Consider the following 23,358-nt stretch of genomic DNA (forward strand, 5'->3'; position numbering starts at 1 on the left):
CGACGAGGCGGTGGCGGCCAGCGCGTCGTGTAGACGTCGCCGTGCGAGCGCCCTGACCGCGTCAGCGGCAGTCGCAGGCTTCCACGTCGCGCTCCCCGGTGAGCGCGTCGAGCGGCGACTTGCACGCGTCGCCGCGCCATGCCTCGAGGCCCTCACGGACGGCGAAGACCACGATCACCAAGGCGGCAGCGGAATCCGCCCACGCCCACCCGAGCAGGCTGTTCAGCACCAGCCCGACCAGAAGGGCAGCGGAAAGGTAGGAGCAGATCAAGGTCTGCTTCGAGTCGGCAACCGCGGTGGCCGACCCCAACTCGCGGCCAGCGCGACGCTCGGCAAGACTCAGCACGGGCATGACCGCAAGGCTCACCGAGGCGAGCGCGATGCCCACCGTGCTGTGTTCCGCTTCTCGCAGGCCCGCCAGCGAGAGCCCGGCATCCATGGTCACATAGGCGGCGAGCGCAAAGAACGACCACGCGATGACGCGCAGTGCGGTCTTCTCGCGGCGCTGCGGATCGGGCGAGGCGAACTGCCAGGCGACCGCGGCGGCGGAGAGCACCTCGACAATCGAGTCCAGGCCGAAGCCGATCAACGCGGCCGATGAAGCGGCGGTACCCGCAGCGATAGCGACGATCGCCTCGACCACGTTGTAGCTGATTGTCGCGGCGACGATCCACCGGATGCGTCGGCGGTGGGTTTGCTTGCGACGCTGGCCGAGGTCGCGGATTCCGCTTGCGGTGGGCGCGCTCATGCGCCGGTCCCGCGATCCACGGGGGCGCAGCACAACGGCACGTCGCATGCGTCGTCGGCGCACTCCAGCCCGTCGTCGACGGCGAGCACGGTGTCCACCAGCATCAGTAGCGCCCTCGTCAGGTGCGGATCCGCGATCTCATACCTCGTCGACCGTCCCTCGGGCACGGCCGCCACGATTCCACAGCCGCGCAGGCACGAGAGGTGATTGGACACATTCGAGCGCGTGAGCTCGAGCCCGCGAGCCAACTCTCCGGGATAGCCCGGGCCGTCGAGCAGCGAGAGCAGAATCCTGGACCGTGTCGGATCGGCCATGGCGCGGCCGAGTCGGTTCATCACGTCCACACGTGAGGCAATGGTCAGCATGTGCTGACATTACATCTAGTACTGACCTATTGCCACGTTGCGGTCGTGGAGCACTTGAGGGACCGCCGGCCGACGCGACGGCTCGGCTCGCGTCCCGCGCGTCGCGGGCGCATGATGAGAAGAGTCCAGTTGCACCTGGATAGAGGAGGCGGACGTGTCCACCAAGGACTTCGCGTTGACCAGCCCTGACCTGGCGGACCATGAGCGCATCGCCGAGCGCTTCGCCGGTCAGACGGGTGCCCAAACGCCCCGGTTGAGCGTCTTCGGCGTGCCCGCCGGGGCGGTCGAACTTGCGATCATCTGCCACGATCCCGACGCGCCCCTGCCGGAAGGGTTCACCCATTGGACCTTGTACGGTCTGCCGGCCCAGGACGGCGAGATTGACGTGTCGGCTGGCCGGGCTGGCCCCCATGACGACGACGGCGTGGGTTACGTCGGGCCGTTTCCGCCCGTGGGGCACGGCGTGCATCACTACTACTTCTGGGTCTACGCATTGAAGGCACGCGTCGCGGGCACGCCCACGAGGGAGCAGTTCCTTCGCGAGTATCGCGGCGTGGTGGTGGGACAGGCCAGGCTTGTCGGCACCTACTCGCGATGAGCACGGACCGATCCCGCGCTGCGGGTAAGGTCCACGCAACTGATGCACGCGAGCGCGACGAGGAGCGCTACCGGGCGGCCGAGCGGGCCATGTGGAACCACCATGGCATGGAGCCGACGGAGCGGTGGGTGGAGGCCGATGCGCACCGCCTGCGCGTCCGCGCGCTCGAGCACGGCGGGGGCCGCCCGGTGCTGTTTGTGCACGGCACGCCCACCGCTGGCGGAGTATTTGTGCCGCTCGTGGGCCAGTTGAGTGGCGTGCGCGCCATCGTCGTGGACCGTCCGGGCTGTGGCCTCAGCGCTCCTCTGGACTTCGCTGGCATGACGCCGGAGCGCATGCGAGACGTGGTCGAGTCATGGATGTCGCTGCTGATTCAAGCGGTCTCCCCAGGACCGGTGGACGTGGTGGGCAGTTCTGCGGGAGGCCTGGCCGCGCTGGTGCTCGCCGCGAGGCGCCCCGATTTGGTGCGCACCCTCGCACTGTTGGGCGCGCCAGCCGTCGACGGCATGCGCCTTCCCCCGTCGATGTGCATAGCGACCTTCCCGCCCGTCGCGCGTGCGGTCGCTCGCCACCAGGTCAACGAACGTGACCTGCGCCGGTCCTTCAGATCCATGGGCCATGGCGATCTGGTGCGCAACGGGGCACTTTCCAAAGCGGATCTCGAATGGCGCTACGCGCTGTCCCGCGACACCCAGACATACGCGCATGAGATGACGATGCTGCGCCTGGCGGCGACGTGGCGGGGACCGCGGCCACAGTGGGTGGCGAGTCCCGAAGAGATCGAGTCGCTCGCGGCGCCGTCGCTGTGGGTGGCGGGGGAGAACGACCCCTTCGCGACGCCCGAGCGCGTACGGTCCTGGGCCCGCCACGCGAGGGACGCGACCGTGCGGGTGATGACAGGCTCGGGTCACCAACCATGGCTTGACCATCCCGCCGAGATCGCACGGCTGCTTGAGATGTGGTGGTCGAGTCTCGACGCTCCGTGAACAAACGGGGGTGTCGCACCGGCGCTAGGTTTGAGGCATGAGCGGCATCGCGGACGTGATCGACACACTGTGGGCCGACGTGACCACCCAGGTGACTGCCTCAACGTCGGCGGCGCTGTGGCCATTGGGCGTCGTGGCAGTCTGCCTTCTGGTGCCGCAGCTGTGGCACCTGGTGCGCCACGTGGTCACCATCGCGCACGAGGCGGGCCACGCGACCGTGGCGACGCTGCTGGGCCGCGACGTGCGCGGGATCCGTCTGCATTCCGACACCTCGGGGCTGACGACGCATTCCGGCTCGACCAAGCGCCTCCCGTTGGCCCTGACCGCCTTCGCCGGGTACCCCGCCCCGGCCGTGGTGGGAGTGCTCGCCGCCGCCTTCTTGCGCCAGGGCTACGCGTTCGCGCTGCTGTGGGTCGTGGTGATCCTGCTGGTGCTCGTCCTGGTGCAGATCCGCAACGTCTACGGGTTTGTGGTGATGGTGCTCGCAATCGGCGGCTTCGGGTGGCTGGCGTGGTCCGCCCCGGACGCGTGGCGCATCGGCGTGGCCTACGGGGTGGCGTGGCTGCTGCTGCTGGGGGCGGTGCGGGCAGTAGTGGAGTTGCACGGGTCGCGGCGGTCGGCAGGAGGGCGCAGCTCCGACGCCGACGCTCTGGCCCGGGCAACCCGCATACCAGGCGTGATCTGGGTGGGGGTGTTCTGGCTTGTGACGGTGGCCTGCGCTGCAGGCGGAGCGTGGCTGATGCTGGGGGATGTACTTGACCGGTAACACTTCCGGCACCCGGTCGCCCGATCTTCACGGAACCTTCATCGTTGTGCACCGCTGATTCTCAGAATTGAAGGACATGATGGAAGCGAAGGGTCGCACGGAGGTCGGCGGCCGGGAGAGGAAGCCATGGGGTATTGGGATCACGGAGTCGGAATGGGCGGTCTGTGGTGGATGGGCGCCTGGTGGCTGCTCGTTGTCATCGGAATCGGTGTCCTCGTCTACGTGGCGGTGAGGCTGGCGTCCCGTTCGGGTGACGGCAAGCCGTCAGGTGGTGGCGATGCGGCGGCGCCGGGTCAGGCGAAGCCCTCCACCGCACGCCAGATCCTTGAGGAGCGGCTCGCACGGGGCGAGATCGACAGCGACGAGTTCCGCGACCGGATGCGTGCCCTCGACGGACAATGACCCACCCGATCTCGCGACGCCGGGCGATCGGCCTTGGCCTGCTCGGAGTGGGTTCCCTGGGCCTCGGGGTCGCCGGTGTGGCGTCGTCGGGCTTGCGTTCAGGGCCTTCGGCCGCCAACGCGTCGGGAGGTGCCCCCGCGACCTCATGGTCGGAGCCGACCGTGCTTGCCTCCTCCGGTGGCGTACTGACCTTCGATCTCACCGTCTCCGAGGCCACGGTCGACGTCGCGGGCACGTCCGCGCGCATGCTGGCGTACAACGGCACGGTCCCGGGGCCCACGCTGCACGTGCGTCCGGGAGACACGCTCCGCGTGCACCTGGTCAACCGCCTGGACCAGCCCACCAACCTGCACACTCACGGCCTGGTGGTGAGCGCCCGGGGCAACGGGGACAACCCCTTTGTGTCGGTGGAGCCGGGGGAGTCGTTTGACTACGAGATATCCCTGCCCGATGACCATCCGCACGGCGTGTTCTGGTACCACCCCCATCGGCACGGATTTGTCGCGGACCAGGTATTTGGGGGCCTGTACGGCGCGATCGTCGTGGACGAGGAGGAATGGTCTCAGCGGCCGCCGCGCGTCGTCGTCGTGTCCGATGTCACCCTCGCGGGAGGCGCCGTGGCGTCCGTTTCCGATGCGGAAAGACTCCAGGGCCGTGTGGGCGACGTCGTCTTGACCAACGGGCTCGCGGCGCCGCCCTTGGCGGTTCCCTCGGGCGGCACCGAGCGACTGCTGATCGTCAACGCGTGCGTCAGCCGCTACCTTGACTTGGGTGGCCTCGCCATGACGGTGCGGGGCCTCGACTCGGGCTCCTTCGTTCCGCCGCGCACCGTCGACCGTCTGGTGCTCGCTCCCGGAAACCGCGCCGACGTGCTGGTTGAGGGGCCCGACCGGCCCGTCGCGCTGGTGGCGCGCGCCTACGACCGGGGTGCGGGCGGCATGGGCATGATGGGCGCGGTCGAGCAAGAGTCCGACGCCACCATTCTCACGCTGGTGCCCGACGCCGGGGCCGGTCCGACCGCCGCCGCCGCCCCAGCGAAGAGCCCGCCGCGGGACCTACGCAATGGGGATATTGACCACGCGCGCACCCTCACCTTCACGATGGGGATGGGAGGGGGCATGAGGTTCCTGATAGACGGCCGTCCCTTCGATCCCGACCGCGTCGACCAGACGGTCGACATCGGCACCGTGGAGGAGTGGACGCTGGCCAACGCCACGATGATGGGTCACCCCTTCCACCTGCACATCTGGCCAATGCAGCTGGTGGACCATAACGGCGTTGACGTGCGCGACGTGGTGGACGTGCCCGCCGGGAGGTCGGTCAGGGTGCGGATCGCGTTCGATCGCTTCCCGGGCCGGACGGTGTATCACTGCCACATCCTCGACCACGAGGACCTTGGCATGATGGGCGTTATTGAGGCGAGCTGAGCGGTGGGCCAGTCGGTGTGACGGGCCCACCCGCGCGCTAGGCGAGTTCGGACTGAACGATGTTCAGGAGTTCTTCCGGGTCGAGCCACATCGACGGGTAGTTGCCGTACCACTGCTGCACGCCGTCCGCATCGATCAGCACAAAGCCGTGACCGGGCAGGCCGGCGTGCATCCCCGTGCCGAGCGTTCCGTACGCTTCGGAGACGGTGCCGTCGTCCAGCGCAAAGGGCGTTGCGACCCCCAAACGATCGCGGTCCGCGTTGATCTGATCGGCGGTGTTCATGACGATGGGGACCACCGAAATGCCCGCGTCGGCGAATTGGGGATTCGCCTCGATCGCAGCCATCTGCAACAGGCACGAGTCGCATCCCGCGCCTTCGTTGAAGTACAGGAGCACAGGCTCGCCAGTGAAGTCTGACAGCGAGACCGATCCGCCGTCGCTGGTAGGCAACGTGAAGGCGCTTGCTTGCGACGACGCGGTGTCGGTCTCTGGCCGTGACGACACCAAGGCAAAGGCCACGAGTGCCCCGACCACGACGATCGCGATGAGCCAGCCGATCCGTTCCCGCATCGCGCCGCGGTGCTCCAGCGCTTGGGCCTCGTCCATGACGGCCGCTACGGCGCGCTGATGTTTTGCGGTGCTTCCAGAGGTCATGATCGCTCCTTGTGATCGATGGTGGCGGTCCGCTCCGGCTCAGGAGCGCAGCACTCGTGCTGGGCTTCCGTGGGTGTCGGTGCGGGCATGGGCTTGGACGATCGGCGGTCCCGAAGCATGACCCAGATGAAGAGGACGACGATCGCAAGAAGCCCGGCGCCCTGGATCCACTCGGGAATGGGGGAGAGGAACTCCTGCACCCGACTGAAGACTGTCGTCAAAGAGCCGCTCGCCCACGTCTGCGCCTGGGTGCCGCCCGTCATGTCCGTGGATCCCGCAAGGGCGATCACAAGTCCGCCCATGATCACGAAGGCCACGGCGACGGCGATGTTCACGGTGTTGGTCACAAGAGTTCGCGCGCCAAGTCGGAGCGTCACCGCCTTGGCGCGGAGAAAACTGCGTTCGCCGAGGCGTGCACGATCCCAGATCAGTGCCATGACGAACAGCGGGAAGACCATGCCAAACACGTACGCCAGCCCCAGTGTGACGCCGCCGATGGCTGAGCCCGACAGGACGGACAGCGTCATGACTCCCGCCAATACAGGGGCGCAGCAACTCGAAGCGACTCCGGAAAACACACCCAAGGCAAAGAAGCTTCCGGTGTCTCCACGACTCGTGTCGGGCGCTCTCAGCATGGACGGCAGTGACCACATGCGCCCGGTCAGCGACAGTGCCGCGAGAGCGATCATGAGCGCACCACCCGCGAAGTAGATCTCCTGGTGGTAGCGCGCTATGGCGCCCGCCAACAAACTCATCCCAAGAGTGATGGGGACCAGGACAAGGGCGAGGCCCGCCGCGAACGTGAACGTCAGCGGCAAGAGACTCCAGCGACGATTCTTCATGGCGCCCGCCACATAGCTCGGGGCGAGAAACACGATGCAACACGGTGCGAACAATGCGACGCCGCCAGCGAAGAAGGCGGCGAGGATGGATCCGGTGGTGAGAAGTTCGGCGCCCATCTCAGCGCGCCACGTTGACTGCTCTGGGGCGCGCTCGGCGCTCTTCCAGTAGCTTGGTGAGTTTTCGCCGCGGCAATCTGCCCGCCGAGAAATACTCCCCGTCGACCAGCACCAACGGACTCATGGGCGGCCGGTGGGTCGCGGTGAGGGCCTGTCCTTCGCGAGAGTCGATCGCCACCGCAGTGATGTCGAGCGCGTAGGTCGTGGCGAGGTCACCCAGCGCGCGATGCGCGTCGTCACAAAAGTGGCACGCAGGACTCGTCACCAGGGTGACGGCTACCGGCCGCGTGGGGTGAAGCTGGTTCACAGGTGGCTCCCGTTCTGAAGAGTGTCCCCAGCATCTTCACTCCGCCTCCCTGCAGGATTGCTTGTCGTTCGATGAAGATTTGATGAAGACCGTGAAGTGTTCTTCACGGTTCCGTCGCTTCCGGTCGCGAGGTGCGTGACAATGAGTGCCATGACCCCTGACGCGGCGCCAACCGGATTGCGTGCGCTGGTGGTCGAGGACGAAGCGCCACTGGCGGAGCTGGTTTCCGGATATCTCAGGCACGACGGCTTCGAAGTGGAAGTCGCGGGCGATGGTGAAGAAGCCATTCGCCGTGCGCGGACGCTCGACCCGGACGTGGTGGTGCTCGATCTCGGATTGCCGGGAATCGACGGCGTCGAGGTGTGCCGACGCCTGCGCACCTTCTCCGATTGCTACGTCGTGATGCTGACGGCGAGGGCGGAGGAGGTCGACAAGCTGGTGGGGCTCTCAGTGGGGGCCGACGACTATCTGACAAAGCCATTCAGCCCACGAGAGCTGGTGGCGAGGATTCGGGTGATGCTGCGCCGTCCCCGGACCGGAGTTCCACGCTCCGCCGACGAAGGCGCCCCCATCGTCATCGGCAATCTTGTGGTGGATGTCCCTGCGCGTGACGCGCGGATTGCTGGCGACGGTGTACCCCTGACGCGTACGGAATTTGACGTGCTTGCCGCGCTCGCGGTCCGCCCCAAGATGGTGCTCAGTCGTGCCGCGCTGCTCGAAGAGGTGTGGGGTGGTGGCTGGAATGGCGACGAACACCTTGTTGACGTGCACGTTCTCCATTTGCGGCAAAAGCTCGGCGACAATGCAGAGCTGCAGCGCTACGTGCGCACTGTGCGTGGAGTGGGCTACCGCATCGGCACGGGCCAATGACGACGTCGCGCGGGCGCATCGCAAGGATTCATGAAGCCACATCACATCGACTCGCGCAGGCGGGGCTTGGGGCGCGTCTGCTGGCAGCGCTCGCACTTGTGCTGGCCGTAGTCGTCCTGACCGCGTGGTTGGTTGCAGCGGCAATCGGCCCATACATCTTCCATCAACACCTCGTGGGTGACGGGCGTCGAAATGCCACAGAGCAGGCCGCTCACGCGGAACTCGCGTTCCGGTCGGCGAGCGGTGTGGCCCTGTTGGTCGCGTTGGGCGTGGCGATTGTTGCCGCGTTGGTGGTGAGCGCGGTGATCGCCCGCCGGATAGGGTCGTCGCTGGCTTCGCTGTCCTCCGCGTCCCGGCGAGTGGCCGACGGTGAAGTGGGCACCAGAGTGCCCTCGCCGCGCCTGGGTCGCGAGTTCGACGAAGTGGTGGAGTCGTTCAATGTGATGGCTTCACGGCTCGGCGCGAGTGAGAGGTTGCGTCAGCGCCTCCTCGCCGATGTTGCCCACGAATTGCGGACTCCGGTCGCCACGATTCACGCGTCGTTGGAGGCACTCGAGGATGGTGTGACGGATCTCGACGCTGACACCGTAGCGATGTTGCGCGCGCAAAGCGTGCGGCTGACGCGCCTGGCCGAGGACCTTGCTGCGGTGATGCGTGCTGAGAGTGGGGAGCTGGTGCTGTCGCTCGAGCCATGCGATCCGGCACAGTTGTTGCGCGCCGCGCAGCAGGTGGCACGCGAAGCCGCAGCGGACCGCCACGTGTCGCTCTCGCTCGATGCGGAACCGGGCGGCGCGCGCGTCAGGGTGGACGCTGATCGGATGGCCCAGGTACTCGGAAACCTGGTCGACAACGCGTTGAGGCACACTCCGGCTCAAGGTCGCATCGTGCTCGCCGCGAGGCCTGCGGGGGCGAACGTGGAGCTTTCGGTGTCGGACACGGGAGGAGGAATTTCCCCGGAGCACCTCCCTCACGTATTTGAGCGCTTCTACCGTGCCGATACGGCGCGAGACCGCGCTCACGGGGGTTCTGGCATCGGCCTCGCAATCACGAAGGCCCTGGTCGAAGCGCACGGCGGTGCGGTGCGCGCCGAAAGTGACGGTGCTGGGACAGGCGCACGTTTCGTCGTGGTGCTACCGATAGCAGGTGTCGGGAGTGACCGCTGACGACGCCTCGGGGTCCTCTTGTGGTGAACCCGGGCAGTCGGGCGACTTGCGCTCGCCGTGTGCGCCGTGGGGCCGCCTCCGAACGTGAGGCGACCCCGCGGTGGCATTCTGGGCGCATGAAGCCGTTTGGGGCCGGGGTCGTGTTCCTCGCAGAACTCGGCATGTATGCCGGGTTTGCCGTCCTGGGGTGGTCGCTCGCCACGGGCGTTCTTGGGGTCGTGCTAGGCGTGGCGTTGCCTGTGGCGGTCGCCGTGTTCTGGGGGATGTTCCTGTCTCCACGGGCGCCGCGCCCTGTGCAGCGCGCGCTCAACGTCATGGTGCGGCTGATGCTGATGCTCGGCGGTGCGGCGGCGGCGTGGATGGCGGGCGTCTGGTGGCTCGCCGTGTTGGTGGCTGTGTTCGCGTTGGTGGGGACTGTGCTGGCGGGGGACACCAAGGGTGTGGCCGAGGCTGGTCGGTAGTAGCCGATTCGCGCCGCGGTCGGAGCGGGGAGGACTCGGCGGCCAACGAATCCGTAGCAATTCACTTGCTGGTGTCGTGGGCTTTCCGACCGAGCAAGTTTAAGTAGTGAGGGGCACATGCCCTTGAGCTGGTCATTTCTCGCGATCGATCGCGGCAACAAGCTGCGCACCGATCGCCCGCGCCAGAGGAATCGGCACGGCGTTGCCGATCTGCCGAGCAATAGAAGTCTTGGACCCAATCCACTTGAAGTCGTCGGGGAACCCTTGAAGTCGCGCCGCCTCGAAGTGCGTGATCGCGCGGTCTTCGTCCGGGTGCAGGTACCGGCCCTTCTCAGGCTTGAAGAACTCTGTCCTGATTGTCACCGAAGGTCGGTCCCAGTGCATGCGCCCCATGACATCACCCGAGCCCTTCGTGTGGCCTATCCAGCAACGCGCCTTGAGCGCGTCAGGGAGGTCGAAACGGTTTCCGCCAGATGGGATGCTGGCGAAACGGGCTAGCGACAGTGGCTCATAGTCACGCCCGAGGTGGAGCTCCCGAGACTTGAACGGCCCTGCTAGGACCCGCCCACCGACTGCGACGGACCGCGGGGGCAGCAAAGTCTCCGTCACGGAGCGCCGGACCCCCTTCAGCGCCTGCCGCACGGTCACATGCGCGCCCGGTGTGGTCGGCTCCGGGAAGCCGGGGAAGGGGAGAGTCGCCAGGTGCCCAATCAGCACCGCGCGCTTGCGTGCCTGGGGCGCGCCAAAATCGGCGGCATTGAGGACGGTCGACTGAATCCGATATGCGGCCAGCGGCTTGCCGCGGTGCGTCTCCCAGAGGAAGTCTTCATACTGCTTCGACTTCAAGAATGTGGCGACATTCTCGACGACAAAGTACATCGGTTTGGCGAGTGCGATGGTCTTCGCGTACTCGTGCCACAGGGTGTTGCGCTTATCCTCGACGTCCTGCTTACCAAGCGTGGAGAACCCCTGACACGGCGGACCTCCTACTATCACGTCCGCCCGCGGAACCTGTTCTGCCGCGAGCCAATCCTGAATCGACCCCTGATAGACGACGTCGCCGAAGTTCTGCCGATACGTCGCCGCCGCTTCCGCGTCCATCTCCACGGCTGTGACCGTCTCAAAGCGGTCACTTGCCGCGTGAAATCCGCACGTCAGTCCGCCCGCACCCGCGAAGAGGTCGAGCACACGAATGCGATCGGTCCTCTCGCTCACGCCACTGACCTCCATCGATTCACGCTCCGTCACGGCGCCTTGCTGCATGGCTTGAGCGTATCCGCCAAAGCGAGTCGTTTGGGGGCGCATCGCTGGAGCACGAGCAGAACGCGCGCCGCGAGAGCCAAGCGTTGGTCGCGCTGACGTCGTGCGTCGAGGCCTTTCGAGATTCGTGAGCAGGCTGGCCGATCCCTCTGGTCTGCGCCCGGCCAGCGCTAAGGGCGACGCTGGCCGCGGCCGCCTTCTGCATGTGGACCGTGACGCAGATGTTAGTTCCCAACTGATTGCGGACTACACCGAACTGACCCCTGGGCTCGGCGGAAGGCGGTCGCATCACGGCCCCCGGTGCAGCGAAGTTGGGCCGCCCCCGTTGTTAGGTCTGGACGTTGTGGGAGTCGTCGGTAACTAAGTGAGGGGTGCATTGCCGAGCATAGTCGAAGGTCCAGCTCGCCCTGGTTGGCCGCGAGCCGTTGGCGCGCCACCGCCTTCAGCAACTCCAACTCGGCATCATCATGCGCCGAACCAATGTGCTCGATGTCCCGCGAACCCTTGCGATTGGAATACACGATCTGCACCGCCCGCGCCCCCGAGGCAGTCGTCACGACACGAATATGAGCCACCACACAACCCTAGAGCGCCCACACGTAGTGCACAGAAAGCACCCCACCCACGAGCATCACCCCAGGTCCCAGCCCCGCAGGTCACCCAGCACCGAAACCGTGATCAAAGTCGGGGGCGCCACGTAGTTGGACGAGGTCCTCGAGGCGGGAGGTGAGGCGTCCGGCGGTGATGGAACGCTCCACGAGGCCACCAATGCATTCACGGGTGTGCTCGTCCACGATCGACACGAGGGTCTGATGCGAGATTCACGTGTTCCCTCTTGTGGTCGCTGGCTGGGTTCGGTGCGCTCCTTCAGCGCCCCGGCTAGTTGGCTGCCGCGCTCGCCCAGAAATCATTGAGCACCCCTTCAAGGAACCCAGCGGTAGCGCTGCCGCCGAGGACGAGTTGACGATCGAGAAGGCGGTTGCCGCATTCGCACGACGTCTCGCTCACGAGTGCACACCCGTGGCACGCCGACAAGTTCAAACTCGAAGAACCCTGACGGTCACTCTCTATGCAAACGGGGTCGTTTGAGCAAACGTCCGCCTCATCAAGCGCGGCAATGAGTAGAGGTACGAGCTTGTCGGGTGCCCCGAGCCGCACAAGGCCACCGAGAGTCCCTTGTGCATCACCCGCCGCGGTGTATATCAGAATCCCAGCAGTGCGGTCGGGCCGTTCCGAACTCGCATAGATGCGTTCCTGAAGCGACGCTGACGAATAGCCACTGTCGAACGCGAGCCTCCGGATGAGCAGGTGAGCGACAGTGTGGAGTGCGATGAACCGCGGTTCGGGAACGTCGAGCCTGTGGGCCCACGTTGACTGCTCCCTGCGTCGTGCGAGCACATTGGCGCGCGCCCTCACCTCGGGGAGTTTCTCCCACGCACTAACCCGTTGTTCGTCAAACTGCAGAAAGAGACCTTCACCGAACATCTCGATCGCTGGGTAGATGGGCCTTCTCTTCTGGTCCGGTCCGAGATCGGCGGGGATGAACTCAGCGTCTGCGGAGTGACGGCGGAACCCGAGCAAGGCTCGTACCTCTCGGACACGGCGAACTTGCCCAACCGCGACCAAGCGATCAGTCAAAGCCTGCGGCCACGCGCGTGTGGATTCAATGGGCCAGCCGTCGACAACAAAATCGCTACCGCTTCCGTCTCGGCTGTTCTTGAGTTTCTTTAGGAAGGCTGACCATTCGCCATCCTTGAGGTCCAACAGCGGATTGGTCTCTATGTCATCAGAGACGTCGTTTGAGGCGATCCTGAGAACCTCCTCTTCCGTGGTGCCAAGCTCGGTCGCAATCCATCCCGCGACCATCTGCGCCTGAGGCCCACCGTTGTCCGACACGACTTTCTCGAAGTAGATGTGCCTTCGCACTCCGTCCGCGAGGTCGGCCGACTGTGACTTCTCTTCTGGAATATCTAGCGCTGAGAGACGCTCGGCGATGTAATTGCCAGTAGCTCCTCGCTGTACCGCTAAGAGTTTGTGTTCACATGGCTCGTCGGGGGCGGACTCGACCCACGGTTGACGACCGTCGCATTGGATTCCATCGCGCGCAAGCGCACCAGCAAGGACCAACTCCGCTATGGAGCGTGATCGTTTGCACGCGGAGCAATGGATGCTTAGCGCAGCAAGGCCTTCGCCGAGGCTAGCTGATCGCACGAACTTGAGCTCCTTGTACGCCCGACAGAATCGCACCTCATCCGTGACGCCAGCATCATGCCCTCGGTGCGCCCACTTGAACCAAGGGATATCTTGAATGTGGCTCCCCTTTTCACAAATCGCGACGTAGCGCATTGGAACAAGCACTCCGCCGCACTCGCACTTGTTGACCCACTTCCCTTTGCTCTTGCCCGTCCACTTTGAGACCCTCGTGCAACGTTCGCAGAATCGCCACTCGGGGAATCTCCAATACCGCAGGCTTGGAGTGTCCTTGGCAGCGGGCCCTGAGTGGGATGGTGCCTGCCGCAGCACCCCGACGCCGATGCGACTGAGTAACCGATCACAACTGATCTCGGGTGAAGATTTCTTGTCCCACCAGGAAGTGTCAGGTGCGATAAGTGACTCACCGCGAACGTCGACGATGGCTCCGACGCCATATGGCGCGACCGTCTCCGAGAGCCGTAGGTCATGTTTGATGGGATCCATTAGTTGCTGCCACCCTCCGGCTCACGGACTTCCACCGCGACGCTTGGGTCCACGGAGCGCATCGAGTCAGCAACAAGCCACCCTTCTCCCGGTTGCCCGAATCTCTTCAACAATGCTGCATCGATGTTCTTTGAACGCTCGTACGTCAGGCCGGTCCCAGTTCTGCGGGCCTCACTTGCCCGGCGGTCCCAATCTGCGAGCAACAACTGGAGCTGGGTGGCTGTCTCCTCCTCCTCCACGTTGTCTGATTTGGCAACTTGCTTGATGAACTCCGCCAGAAGCGCGTCTATCGCACCTTTGATATTCGGGTTACTCAGGTCCAGGTGCGCCGCCGCCTCGTTGCTTGCGTAATTGCCGAACTGCTGTCGAATTAGCATCACAAGTGCGCCAGCGAGCGAACGCTCACGGGACGCTAGTGACCAAGGCGTAACGCTGGTTGGCTCGACCGTCCGATACAGAGACTCGTGATACCCGCGGAACGTTTCAAACTGAGAGCGGTCTCGGGCGCGGTTCGACCTGAAGAGCGTGGCGACGATCCCCCGCACGTCGCCGCGCCCAACTCGGCTAGTGGCTTGAATGTACTCGGATGTAGTCTTGGGCTGGCCGACCATCAGCATGAGCGCTAGGCGTGGTACGTCGATACCGACGGACAGCATGTTGGACGAGAGCACTACATCGATTGCCTGATCAGTGGTATCGATGCTCCGGCCCAGTTCGCGCAGGTCATTGGGCAATTCTTCGGGCCCACGCCGGCTCGTAAGTTCGAGCACGCGGTCGGGTCGCACCCCACGAAGTGGCAGGCTCAGTCGATCGGCGCGAGCTGCGAGCCTCGCATTGACGTCGTCGACCACGAGAGTCCCAGTTCGTCCCAGTTCTCGCAGGCTGTTGTGGTACATCACTGCGGTCCAGTACGCGTCTTTGGAGGGTCCCTCACCTGCGCTAACGACTTCTGGCAGTTCCAGCAACGGAGCTGCCGCCGCGATTACCGCGGAGGCTTGCGACATGGACTGAGGCATAAGCCCGAGGTATAGACGCCCCTCTCCCGATGCGACGGGGCGTGAGAAGAAGTTCCGGTCGTCCTCGAGTCCGGAAGGCGGGTAAAGGGCGACCTCTCGTCCGTACAGGCCTGTGACTTGTTCTGCGGAGGAACGGATCGTAGCCGTAGAAGCGATGATTTTCGGAGTGGTTCCGTCTTTCCTCGCGAGCAGCTGAATTGCTGCATCGAATACGGCAACGGTGGTCCCGAGAGGGCCAGACAACAGATGCAGCTCGTCCTGAATAATCATCGAAGGTTGGCGGAATGTCGTACCCAAACCCAGGAGTCGGCCCGCATCGGGCCTGAACTGCATCCGAGCGAATTTGTCCACCGTTGCTAGGAGGAAAGTTGGCGGGTTCTCGTAGAGCATCTCGTCCACGACAGACACAGGAAGCTCGTACTGAAACTCACAACTTTCACTGATGCATCCGACTACTACGTCATTGCCAACCGCGCGTATTCCGTAGTCGTTCGGGTCTGCCGAGTGGTTTGTCGGCAGGAGCGAGGCACCGCACCATGGGCAACTTTCGATCTGGAATCGGTTGGCCTCTTCAGGGCGGGCAGCTTTGAGGAGACGCTCTAGAGCGCGCCGCGCTTCAGCGCGAGAGCCCGGCGTAACTTGGTTGCCGACCCAGAGTCCGATCGAGAACGGGGCCACTCCTCGAGCGCGGACGTCAGCAATCCGGTCAGTGCGCCGCAGCAATTCCATGGCGCACACCAGTGCCGCAGCACGGTGAAACTGCTGTGCTGTCAAGAGACGCAGGGTGTACCGCGTCACAACTGCGGTGCCTCCACCGGCGGCGCCGTAGTCGAGCCTCCTTCGAAACATCTCGATCGCTGCGAGTCCCAAGTAAGCCTCGGTTTTGCCTCCACCCGTCGGGTACCAGATCAGGTCGACAAGTTCACGATCCTCGTGATTCTCGTCAACTGCTGAGGCCAGGGACACGAGGATGAATCCCAACTGAAATGGCCGCCACGCTGGTTCTGCCAAGGAGTCTGGACTCTTACCTTCACTGACACGTGCCTGGCGCATCTGAAGCCGCATGGCGGCCATTGCCAAGGCGAAAGCAGTTCGCAAATTGGTGCGATTTGGACTGCGCAAGAGTTCTACCGTTGCCCGCATTCGATCGGCCGCGATACGTGATCGCCCAACAATGTCGTTTGCTATGGGTTCGCTGGCACCGTATCCGGCTACCCGGTCTTCCTGTTGCTTGACCCATTGGCTAAACGCGTTGACGAACTCATCGAGCGCGTTGGCAACAGAGTCTGGGGCACTATCGATGGTTGAAAGAAATTCAAGTTGCAGGGCCTGGGCCTCCACGGACTCTGGATCGAAGGAGACCGTCTCAACGGCGGGAACCACGAACGAAGGCACCGGATCGATGAATACTCTCGCACACGCTCCGTCAATCATTTCCCAGTCGGCCGCCATACCGTGTCCGACAGCGTAGTTCTTCCGATTCGCGTACCTCAGACGGAGTTCTGACGACTCGGAATCGGTATCCAGCGCGCTCGAGGTGTCGTATTCCAAGAATTGTCCGTCTGCTCCAGGTACTACTGCTAGCGCCACCTGGTAGAGCATCAGGGCCGCATCCGCTTTGCTGTCACCCGTGGCACGGGTAAGTATTCTCGCGTGAACTGTGACGAGCGAAGCATCGCCGTACGGTCGCCATCGTGATCCGATTTCAACCGTCACTTCTCCAACTCGATGCTCTTGCGGCGGAGCGTCTGCGGACAGTTCGAGGTCGCCTACGGCGAAGGGTTCACGACGCCATTGAGGTGGACCGTCTACGTCGATCGGAGCGTACGTACCACCCGCGAATTCGCACTTTATGCCTTTGGAATCTGTCACGAAGGATATGGCCACTGACGACGGGCGCCAGTCCTCCGCGAGTGGAATTCCAGCCTCGAGGTCCTCGACTTCACCCTCGGCGACATCTGCATCAACCCCGTCGTCTCCATCACTCGTCCCGAAGGACTCCGCATCTGGATTCGTGTCGGACTCGGGCGGAAACAGCATTCCGACGCTGTATTGCAAGTTTGGGCGTCCGTTTACAATCAACTCGTTGGGCCCGCCCTCCGGGCCGATATACGCCGAACGAATATGCTTTAGGGCTGCTTCCTGCGCCGCCGTGAGTGTCACTTCATCCCCATCCCCGTGCGTAGCAACTGTTGCAGCCGTTTCTTGTCCGCCTTCGACAGCAGTACGTGTAGCGCGACGCGTGCTCGTGTCGCAGCAACATAAAACGCGGCAGAGCCGAAACGATCAAAGACCTCTGGCAGATTGCACAAAATGACTCGGTCGGCTTCCAAGCCTTTTGAGTAGCGAGGACTCGTGATCACGCACCCAGATTGCGTCGATCTTGGCGCATCCGTGGACGAAGCATCAATGATCCAGATCGAGTCTGACGGAGTCCCGTCGGCGACCAATTCATCAGCAAGAGTCTCAGCCGCCTCCAAGTCTGCAGCGCCCTTTGCGTCGTGCCAGTGGAGCGGTTCGCCATGAACGATTCCGGGTTGCCCAACATCCGCGCCCAAATAGTTCTGAACGAGGTCGACTATCGGCTTCGTGTTGCGAACATTCAAGGGAAGTTCATAAGCGACGGCCTCTCCAACGACCAACTCGAATACATCCTCATCGAAGCCGCCGTCTATGTGGGCCTGGTTGTTCCTGTCAAGAAACATTCTCCAGTGCCCGTTCGCCCGACCGCCCTCAATGACTTGGTCGAGTCGGTCCATGTCCTCGGCAGTCATGAGGTCTTGGGCCTCGTCGACAAACACCGAGTCATAGGTGCGGTCAGCCCGAATTTCGGCGAACGGAACGACGTCGATTTCGCGCTCGCCGACGAGTGTGGTGAAGAAGTCAGTGAGACCCGGAGACCGATAGGTGATCAGCACCGACTTGCCTTGATCCAAGTCTTGCTTTGCACCTTCCGCGAGCGCGAGCGACTTGCCCGTGCCAGCTCCGCCGAGGACAAGGACCCGTGAATTTCGAGACAGCCCCTCAAAGTATCTTGCTTGTCCCGCGGTCGCCCGATTCTGTTCCTCAAGCACGGCCCCCCGCTGGGCATCGATGATTGGCAGTCGCGAGAAGTCGCCATATAGCCGCTCACGGACGTCCACGATGCGTGCTCGCTTTGTCGCGGGCCCTGGCGATGGGGCGCGCTTCGCGATGGCATCCAGAGCATCTCTTATGCCAGCAACAGTCATGTCAGGCGCTGCCAACCAGTGTGACGGGTACCAGCCAATCGCGTGGTCCAAGTTTTCGACATCAGGTGTCACAACAGCGTGTTGGTCGGCGTACCAGGCAAGGCCCTCTTCATGCAACACTCCGCGCAGCGCATGCTTTGCGCCATCCGCTTGATCCATGGGCGACTCGCGCAGCGCATTCCATTGTTGGCGACGATCAATGGTCCACCATTTGCCGTCTATACACCGAACCCCACCGCCCTTTACCTCGACGACAATCACCACCCCTCTCCAAAGAATGACGAAATCGATCTCGCTCTGCTGTTTCCCTGGATGAGATCTCAGCCTCACGGAATGGAATCCAACCGCATCGTTGTCACCATCGACTGCAAGAAGCAGTCGTGCGAGGTGACGCTCAGCGTCACTCTGCGCAGTCTGCAGGATACTTGTGAGATCTGGTGAAAGAATCACGAGTCCCGCTCCCGCCAGAGTGGCTCATATTCGCGGTAGCCGAGGAAGGTGCTCATGTCGCCAAAGTCGTCTGCCATATCGACAATGAGGCATTCGTCTTTCCCGCCGTTCGCGGGACCTCTGAGTCCGCGCCCAGCCATCTGAATATAGGCGTTGGGGCTGAAGGTTGGCCGGGCAATATACAAGGCGCGGACACCCGGCGCGTCGAAGCCTTGAATGAGAAGATCGCAGTTCGCCAACACCTGAATTTCGCCTTGCTTGAACTTCTCAATGACGTCGCGGCGCTGCTGTCGTCCCGTTTGCCCGCTTACGGACTCAGCTTCAACCCCCCGGTACCGCAGCGTCGCAGCGAGTACCTGTGCAGATAAGACGTTGGGAGTGAAGACCAGGATGGGCCAATCAGAGTCCTGACTCATGATGTGCCTGACCAGGATAGACATTCGAGCCTGATTGCGACCGATTCGGTCGAGGACTGCGGGGCTAAGGCGTCTGATATTGCGGACGTCCTCCATCTCCCCGGAGGACAGCGTTACCTCGACGCCCGGCAGGACCTCGTGGTTCACCCGAGCGAGCACGCCGAGTTGGGCGAGCTCACGGTAGGCGTCTCCCTCGAATGCTCTGATGATGTGATTTCCAAATCTACTGGCAAGCGCACGCGTCGCACTCACGGACGTCCCCTTGAACGGTGTAGCCGAAAGCCCGACCAGCGGCCGTTCCCAGCCGCGGCCCGCGATGCTAAGCCACGCAAAGATGCGTGCGTACATTGCAGAATCGCCTGCGCGGTGTCCCTCATCCACGATCACGAGCGATGCTTGGCTCAGCCAGTCATACTCGGGGCTGCCATGGATGACATTCAGTTTCGCGTCGGTGGCCACCACAATGCTGAACTCGGTATCGGGTTTGTGTATCGAGTTGCTCTCCCAGAGCCGACCAATAGTGAGCGGGCGCTCATCGCCGAGACCCCTCCACACTTCGCTCCAAGTCTGGACTGCTTGTTCGCAAAGTTCTTGCGATTGGGCTATCCACAGCACGGGACCCGTCAGCTCGCCATCGATGAACATTTGCAGCACGGTCTCCGTTACCACGCGAGTCTTGCCAGCGCCTGTCGGCAACTCAACCATTGCCTTCTGGTAGCGCCCATTGGCCTCCTGCGTGGTAATGACCTCGCGCAGGTCTCGGCTGATGGCCGCTTGGAACTCGTGGAGCGGATTCAGCTTTATTGCCCCTGGCACTACGAACTCATCGTCCTGGCGCTGGTTCCGGCGACCTGCAAACTCTGTACTGAAGCCCATCTTCCTTAGCCAAGAGATCGTCGCGCCTCCACCAGCCCAAGCGTTCGGTACATCTGAGAATCCCTCTTGGCGGAACAGATCGCTGAGCATCTTGATCGAGTCAGAGCCGTATACCGTCAAGAACAGTTGGGCCACGGAGGTTTCCCGGTTGACTAGTTCCTGAGCTTCCAAGGCAGACCAGAGGCCTGTGGGTAGCGCGTCGCGGAGATCGTCCGGACCGAAATAGACTTCAAGTCGTTCAGCGTCCGACGATGCGGATTTGGCTTCCTCTCGTAGCGCCTCAAGGTGATGGTCGAGGCCGGCCTGTAGGACATTTGCCAGTTCAGCGTTGTTGAGACCCAGGTCAAACGCCTCATTCGCGAATCGAAGGATTGCGGGTGCGTCTGCCTCGCTCTTTACGATGAGGTTCCCGGCATCGAGGTGGTAATCGATGGACTGATCTTCAACGCCGTCTTCGGTCGTGACTCGCTTCGTTAGCAGCGCGGCGCGAGTGAGGCTCGCGTTGATCACTTTGCCTGACACACTTGTGTTCCTGAGCCCGGTGAATACGTCGACGAGACGCTCAGTATCCTGCTGCCCTTCGACGAGCATTGAGAAGGCAAAGCTGTCTTCAAAGCGCTTACAGCCGACGACCGCAACGAGTTCGAGCGCGTCTTCTTCGGTCACGCGCAGGCTGGGGCGTTGTCTATTCGACAGAAACTCTTCCTGCTCATCCGTAGTGGCCAAATACACGGCGTTCGGAGACCGGGCCTCCACTGCCCGACGGACCCGAGCCGGAATGCTCGGTGGTCTTGTTCCCGAGTACGCTCGCCGAACCGCAACGAGGATGAACTCAACCAAGGTGGCATCCGAAATCGCCGGGGCGAAGAACTCGGCCTCGAGCGCCTTGCGCAACAAATGTCGAGGCACGTCTTCGATCTCATCCGGGAGATTGAGCAAAGTGGCAACGTTGCTCGATCCGCGCAACAGCGGGAGCAGGCTCTCATACTTGACTAACGAGGGCGCGACCACGTCGGCTGGGCTTCGAAAGCCTCTGTTTGTTTTCAGGAGGCCGACTGCGTCGACGGCCCAACGTACCGGCGACTTCGCGGCGTATGTCCGCCCGGTATCCAGGTCTTCAGCGACCCACTCGCTGTCGCCGTGACTTAGCAGAGCGCTGGTCCACGACTCACGCGCTTCCTCAGTGGCGCCCGCGTCGCGCAACATGAAGAGCATCGACGCTGGGCCAGGTCCCTGCCCCGGAGTAAGCTCAACGCGCTCCGTGGCTCGCTCGCCAGGGCCCCGAACTCCGTTGAGCGCATCAAGAATCGACGAGCGGTAGTCGTCGACGAGGGGCTCGTCTTCAAGAAGGAAGTCTTTCGCGGGGTGCCGTACCACACCGATTTGGTACGTCACGTCAGGCAGGCAGCGCTCGCGGTCGAGCGAGCGTTCGGGGAAAGCGGCGCCGATCGAATCATCGACGTCGAATACCGAGTAGGGGGCTGCCCAACCTCCGGCGAGTGTGGGCACCTTTATTTTCGGTAGGTCCGCGCGCAGCGACTTCACAGCCGCTTGGACTGGGACATCTAGCACTGCCTCCCAGAGTCGTGCGAACTCTTCGTCACCGGACTTGCTCGTCAGTTTCGCGAGGCGTGCGTTGAGGATCGCTTGCGGGTCGAGACTCCGGAAACCGCACTTGCGAAGCAGGCCCTCAACATCTGGCTGCTTCAGGAACTTCTCATCTATGAAAGCGGAACCCTCGAGTTCAACATCCTGGTCGCGCGTGAGGAACACGACGCTGTGGTCGGCGACCGCCCGTAGGCCATCTGTCGTCGGGATCACCTTGGCTTGGTCAACTCCCTCGAGGCGGCTATTCGCGCACACCACCTTGAAAGCGTCAGCTGCTGACGCAGGGTCGTCTCCCTCAGCCCATTCCCGCAACCAGGAGAGGAGTCCCCGGGTCGGCACCGACTCCAGAGCACGCTTGGCGTCTCTGACCCCTCCCGCCATGCTGTCACGCGCGGTGCTGGAGATGAACATGTCGCGAAGTCGCGTCGCCCGGGTGGGTGTGCCGTAGCAACGCCAGGACGGTACGTCGAGCCCAGTGTTCGGTGAGTCGCTCCACGCCTTGTGGATGCGCGCGTCGAAGGTGATGGCAAAATCAAGTGGCCGAAGCTCGCTTGCGTGTCGCAACTTCCCTTCGGAGTCGGGCACGAGTCCCGTCTCACTGGCGATGAGAGGTATGTGTGCGATTAGGATTTCGTCACCGAAACTCAGTATCTCGCGACCACGCGCGGGCATGTAATCGAGGTGAACCGCAGGATCGTCAGCGGTTCTCACCCGTGGCATCAGATTGACAAACATCTCTGAAAGCGTGCGAAGGATCTCGCGGTTGTAGTCGTTGTTTAGCAGTGTCGTCCTGTCATCGTTGACGCTCCAGGGTGCGTTGAAGAGACCGGATGCCGAAGTCCTATCCTGCAGAGGGAAGTAAGACCAAAACTCGCCAATCCGTAGGCGGGTTTGGCGGGTTGGCACGGCGACGGTGACTTTAACTTGCTCTCGTGAGACGGCTTCGCCGACTTGCGACCGCGCTTCGGGCGTTGGCGCGTGCATTCGATCTTGAACGAGCCATTCGTCGCCTTGGCCATCGGGATCCTCGATTCTGAGGACCCCGTTGCCGAGGTCTCGCGAGGTGTGGGTTGTGGTGAGGGAGTCTGTGCCGAGAATGCGCAGTTTCACCTCCCTGACCTCGTGGACGAATAGCAGGAACTCCGAGGAGAAACTCTCCATCTCCTCCCGCAATCGCTGGAGATTCCGGGCATGCGGCAATTTGACGATCGTCGTCGCCCACTCGCCGAGTTCTGCGAGGGTCTTGTCCCTCCGAAACTCCTCAACCGCATCGAGTGGTGTCGCAGTGCGAAGCACTGGGTACCTCTTGGCTCTAGGCCCAACGGAAGTCAATGCGTCGCGCGCAAATTGCGAGTTGAACTCGAACGACATCGATTGGCTAAACACCTGAGGAGAATCTGTGACGGCGAGGACCGACTTAAATCCGAGTCCGAAGCGTCCAATCTCATCACCACGCTTGCCGCTCAGGTGCGCCATGGTAATCGCGGTCAGCCCGTTGGATGAGAACGGGCGTCCAGCGTTCGCGCAATATAGCGTGTCATTCTCGGTGTCGAGCACAATCTCGACGCGACCCGAATTGGGGCCCGCACTCCCTTCCGAGGCACCCGACAGCGCGTCGGCCGCATTCTGGACAAGTTCCAGGAGTGTTCGATTCGCGTAGCCGCCAGTTCGTATCGATTCCTCATGGTTGGCGTGCTCAGATATTAGGTCTGGGTGGACCCTGTATGCATCGATTGCCCGGTCAAACTGGTCCCTCACTTCGCCAATCAGCCTAGTGTCCGCTGCCCATGTCTCAACCGAAATAGTCACTCGACAAGGGTAGCCAGGTCGTCAACCGATAGCGGGTGCGACTTGCGCATTGGCAGACAGGGAGCCAACCCCGCTTTTCCAGACACGGGGTGTGTGTTGATCATGCCGCAAATTCAAGATGGGTGTGAAGTGCTTCGACGGTGACGTGGCTGAGGGATCGGCCGTGGTCGTCGGTGAGGCCCGTATGGTGGCGGTGGGGGTTGTAGAACCCCTCGATCCATTCGAAGATCGCGGATGGCTTTGCCCCGGTTTGGTGGACACCTTGTAAGAGAGGATGTCCATTATGGGA

Annotated in this window: 19 protein-coding genes and 1 pseudogene; 8 read left to right on the forward strand and 12 right to left on the reverse strand. The window is 63.1% G+C overall.

Going from position 1 to position 23,358, the window contains the following annotated elements; all coding sequences use genetic code 11:
* Window positions 1–61 precede the first annotated feature (61 nt).
* Together QZZ29_RS05565 and QZZ29_RS05570 are read right to left on the reverse strand one after the other, a co-directional pair.
* The gene (locus tag QZZ29_RS05565) at window positions 62–748 is read right to left on the reverse strand and encodes a cation transporter (protein WP_291381997.1); all 687 of its coding nucleotides are present in this window, start codon (window positions 746–748) and stop codon (window positions 62–64) included.
* Window positions 745–1,113, reverse strand: a complete 369-nt coding sequence (locus tag QZZ29_RS05570; RefSeq protein WP_291381998.1) for a metalloregulator ArsR/SmtB family transcription factor — start codon at window positions 1,111–1,113, stop codon at window positions 745–747. Before QZZ29_RS05570 ends, QZZ29_RS05565 begins: the two co-directional genes overlap by 4 nt.
* Window positions 1,114–1,267: 154 nt before the next feature.
* Here QZZ29_RS05570 and QZZ29_RS05575 point away from each other — a divergent pair, with 154 nt between their 5' ends.
* The 5 genes from QZZ29_RS05575 to QZZ29_RS05595 all read left to right on the forward strand — a co-directional run bounded on the left by QZZ29_RS05575 (window position 1,268) and on the right by QZZ29_RS05595 (window position 5,292).
* The gene (locus QZZ29_RS05575) at window positions 1,268–1,711 is read left to right on the forward strand and encodes a YbhB/YbcL family Raf kinase inhibitor-like protein (protein WP_291381999.1); all 444 of its coding nucleotides are present in this window, start codon (window positions 1,268–1,270) and stop codon (window positions 1,709–1,711) included.
* Window positions 1,708–2,697 carry an alpha/beta hydrolase gene (locus tag QZZ29_RS05580; protein WP_291382000.1) on the forward strand — a complete coding sequence of 330 codons (990 nt, stop codon included), beginning with the start codon at window positions 1,708–1,710 and terminating at the stop codon, window positions 2,695–2,697. The genes QZZ29_RS05575 and QZZ29_RS05580 overlap by 4 nt, the downstream gene beginning before the upstream one ends.
* Window positions 2,698–2,734: 37 nt before the next feature.
* Entirely contained in the window at window positions 2,735–3,463 is a 729-nt protein-coding gene (locus QZZ29_RS05585) for a M50 family metallopeptidase (protein WP_291382001.1), read from the forward strand.
* A 153-nt stretch (window positions 3,464–3,616) separates the two neighbouring features.
* Window positions 3,617–3,865: an SHOCT domain-containing protein gene (locus tag QZZ29_RS05590; protein ID WP_291382002.1), complete on the forward strand. Its 249-nt coding sequence runs from the start codon at window positions 3,617–3,619 to the stop codon at window positions 3,863–3,865.
* On the forward strand, window positions 3,862–5,292 hold the full coding sequence (locus tag QZZ29_RS05595) for a multicopper oxidase family protein (protein WP_291382003.1): 1,431 nt from the start codon (window positions 3,862–3,864) through the stop codon (window positions 5,290–5,292). Before QZZ29_RS05590 ends, QZZ29_RS05595 begins: the two co-directional genes overlap by 4 nt.
* A 37-nt stretch (window positions 5,293–5,329) precedes the next feature.
* Here the strand turns inward: QZZ29_RS05595 and QZZ29_RS05600 are convergent, their stop codons facing one another.
* Genes QZZ29_RS05600 through QZZ29_RS05610 form a run of 3 tightly spaced genes read right to left on the reverse strand, consistent with a single transcriptional unit; the run spans window position 5,330 to window position 7,213 of the window.
* On the reverse strand, window positions 5,330–5,947 hold the full coding sequence (locus tag QZZ29_RS05600) for a peroxiredoxin (protein WP_291382004.1): 618 nt from the start codon (window positions 5,945–5,947) through the stop codon (window positions 5,330–5,332).
* Window positions 5,944–6,906 carry a cytochrome c biogenesis CcdA family protein gene (locus QZZ29_RS05605; protein WP_291382005.1) on the reverse strand — a complete coding sequence of 321 codons (963 nt, stop codon included), beginning with the start codon at window positions 6,904–6,906 and terminating at the stop codon, window positions 5,944–5,946. The genes QZZ29_RS05600 and QZZ29_RS05605 overlap by 4 nt, the downstream gene beginning before the upstream one ends.
* 1 nt (window position 6,907) lies before the next feature.
* A complete protein-coding gene (locus tag QZZ29_RS05610; protein WP_291382006.1) occupies window positions 6,908–7,213 on the reverse strand; it encodes a glutaredoxin in 306 nt (101 codons plus the stop codon).
* 150 nt (window positions 7,214–7,363) lie between these two features.
* Between QZZ29_RS05610 and QZZ29_RS05615 the strand changes: the two genes are divergently transcribed.
* The 3 genes from QZZ29_RS05615 (at window position 7,364) to QZZ29_RS05625 (ending at window position 9,707) form a co-directional block, all read left to right on the forward strand.
* Window positions 7,364–8,083, forward strand: a complete 720-nt coding sequence (locus QZZ29_RS05615) for a response regulator transcription factor (RefSeq protein ID WP_291382007.1) — start codon at window positions 7,364–7,366, stop codon at window positions 8,081–8,083.
* On the forward strand, window positions 8,080–9,246 hold the full coding sequence (locus QZZ29_RS05620; protein WP_291382008.1) for an ATP-binding protein: 1,167 nt from the start codon (window positions 8,080–8,082) through the stop codon (window positions 9,244–9,246). The genes QZZ29_RS05615 and QZZ29_RS05620 overlap by 4 nt, the downstream gene beginning before the upstream one ends.
* 116 nt (window positions 9,247–9,362) lie before the next feature.
* Entirely contained in the window at window positions 9,363–9,707 is a 345-nt protein-coding gene (locus QZZ29_RS05625; RefSeq protein ID WP_291382009.1) for a YrdB family protein, read from the forward strand.
* Between the two features lie 132 nt (window positions 9,708–9,839).
* Here QZZ29_RS05625 and QZZ29_RS05630 read toward each other — a convergent pair whose 3' ends face one another.
* The 7 genes and pseudogenes from QZZ29_RS05630 to QZZ29_RS05660 form a co-directional block, all read right to left on the reverse strand.
* On the reverse strand, window positions 9,840–10,970 hold the full coding sequence (locus tag QZZ29_RS05630) for a DNA cytosine methyltransferase (RefSeq protein WP_291382010.1): 1,131 nt from the start codon (window positions 10,968–10,970) through the stop codon (window positions 9,840–9,842).
* Window positions 10,971–11,653: 683 nt separating this feature from the next.
* Window positions 11,654–11,773, reverse strand: a pseudogene (locus tag QZZ29_RS05635) (IS3 family transposase); the annotation flags it as partial.
* A 73-nt stretch (window positions 11,774–11,846) separates the two neighbouring features.
* On the reverse strand, window positions 11,847–13,664 hold the full coding sequence (locus tag QZZ29_RS05640) for a DUF1998 domain-containing protein (protein ID WP_291382011.1): 1,818 nt from the start codon (window positions 13,662–13,664) through the stop codon (window positions 11,847–11,849).
* Complete coding sequence (locus tag QZZ29_RS05645) at window positions 13,664–16,843, reverse strand: helicase-related protein (protein ID WP_291382012.1); 3,180 nt, start codon at window positions 16,841–16,843, stop codon at window positions 13,664–13,666. The genes QZZ29_RS05640 and QZZ29_RS05645 overlap by 1 nt, the downstream gene beginning before the upstream one ends.
* The gene (locus QZZ29_RS05650; RefSeq protein WP_291382015.1) at window positions 16,840–18,288 is read right to left on the reverse strand and encodes an NERD domain-containing protein; all 1,449 of its coding nucleotides are present in this window, start codon (window positions 18,286–18,288) and stop codon (window positions 16,840–16,842) included. Before QZZ29_RS05650 ends, QZZ29_RS05645 begins: the two co-directional genes overlap by 4 nt.
* Window positions 18,289–18,356: 68 nt before the next feature.
* Window positions 18,357–23,069: a DEAD/DEAH box helicase family protein gene (locus QZZ29_RS05655; RefSeq protein ID WP_291382013.1), complete on the reverse strand. Its 4,713-nt coding sequence runs from the start codon at window positions 23,067–23,069 to the stop codon at window positions 18,357–18,359.
* Between the two features lie 100 nt (window positions 23,070–23,169).
* A partial coding sequence (locus QZZ29_RS05660; protein WP_291382014.1) for a hypothetical protein occupies window positions 23,170–23,358 on the reverse strand: 189 nt, incomplete at its 5' end.

Origin of the sequence: Demequina sp. (assembly GCF_016278765.1) — a bacterium.
Taxonomy (GTDB): domain Bacteria; phylum Actinomycetota; class Actinomycetes; order Actinomycetales; family Demequinaceae; genus Demequina.

Bases quoted from the DNA above. Each gene is read 5' to 3' on its own strand.
- QZZ29_RS05565 (WP_291381997.1), bottom strand. From the start codon at position 748: ATGAGCGCGCCCACCGCAAGCGGAATCCGCGACCTCGGCCAGCGTCGC.
- QZZ29_RS05570 (WP_291381998.1), bottom strand. From the start codon at position 1,113: ATGCTGACCATTGCCTCACGTGTGGACGTGATGAACCGACTCGGCCGC.
- QZZ29_RS05580 (WP_291382000.1), top strand. From the start codon at position 1,708: ATGAGCACGGACCGATCCCGCGCTGCGGGTAAGGTCCACGCAACTGAT.
- QZZ29_RS05585 (WP_291382001.1), top strand. From the start codon at position 2,735: ATGAGCGGCATCGCGGACGTGATCGACACACTGTGGGCCGACGTGACC.
- QZZ29_RS05590 (WP_291382002.1), top strand. From the start codon at position 3,617: ATGGGCGGTCTGTGGTGGATGGGCGCCTGGTGGCTGCTCGTTGTCATC.
- QZZ29_RS05595 (WP_291382003.1), top strand. From the start codon at position 3,862: ATGACCCACCCGATCTCGCGACGCCGGGCGATCGGCCTTGGCCTGCTC.
- QZZ29_RS05600 (WP_291382004.1), bottom strand. From the start codon at position 5,947: ATGACCTCTGGAAGCACCGCAAAACATCAGCGCGCCGTAGCGGCCGTC.
- QZZ29_RS05605 (WP_291382005.1), bottom strand. From the start codon at position 6,906: ATGGGCGCCGAACTTCTCACCACCGGATCCATCCTCGCCGCCTTCTTC.
- QZZ29_RS05615 (WP_291382007.1), top strand. From the start codon at position 7,364: ATGACCCCTGACGCGGCGCCAACCGGATTGCGTGCGCTGGTGGTCGAG.
- QZZ29_RS05620 (WP_291382008.1), top strand. From the start codon at position 8,080: ATGACGACGTCGCGCGGGCGCATCGCAAGGATTCATGAAGCCACATCA.
- QZZ29_RS05625 (WP_291382009.1), top strand. From the start codon at position 9,363: ATGAAGCCGTTTGGGGCCGGGGTCGTGTTCCTCGCAGAACTCGGCATG.
- QZZ29_RS05630 (WP_291382010.1), bottom strand. From the start codon at position 10,970: ATGCAGCAAGGCGCCGTGACGGAGCGTGAATCGATGGAGGTCAGTGGC.
- QZZ29_RS05640 (WP_291382011.1), bottom strand. From the start codon at position 13,664: ATGGATCCCATCAAACATGACCTACGGCTCTCGGAGACGGTCGCGCCA.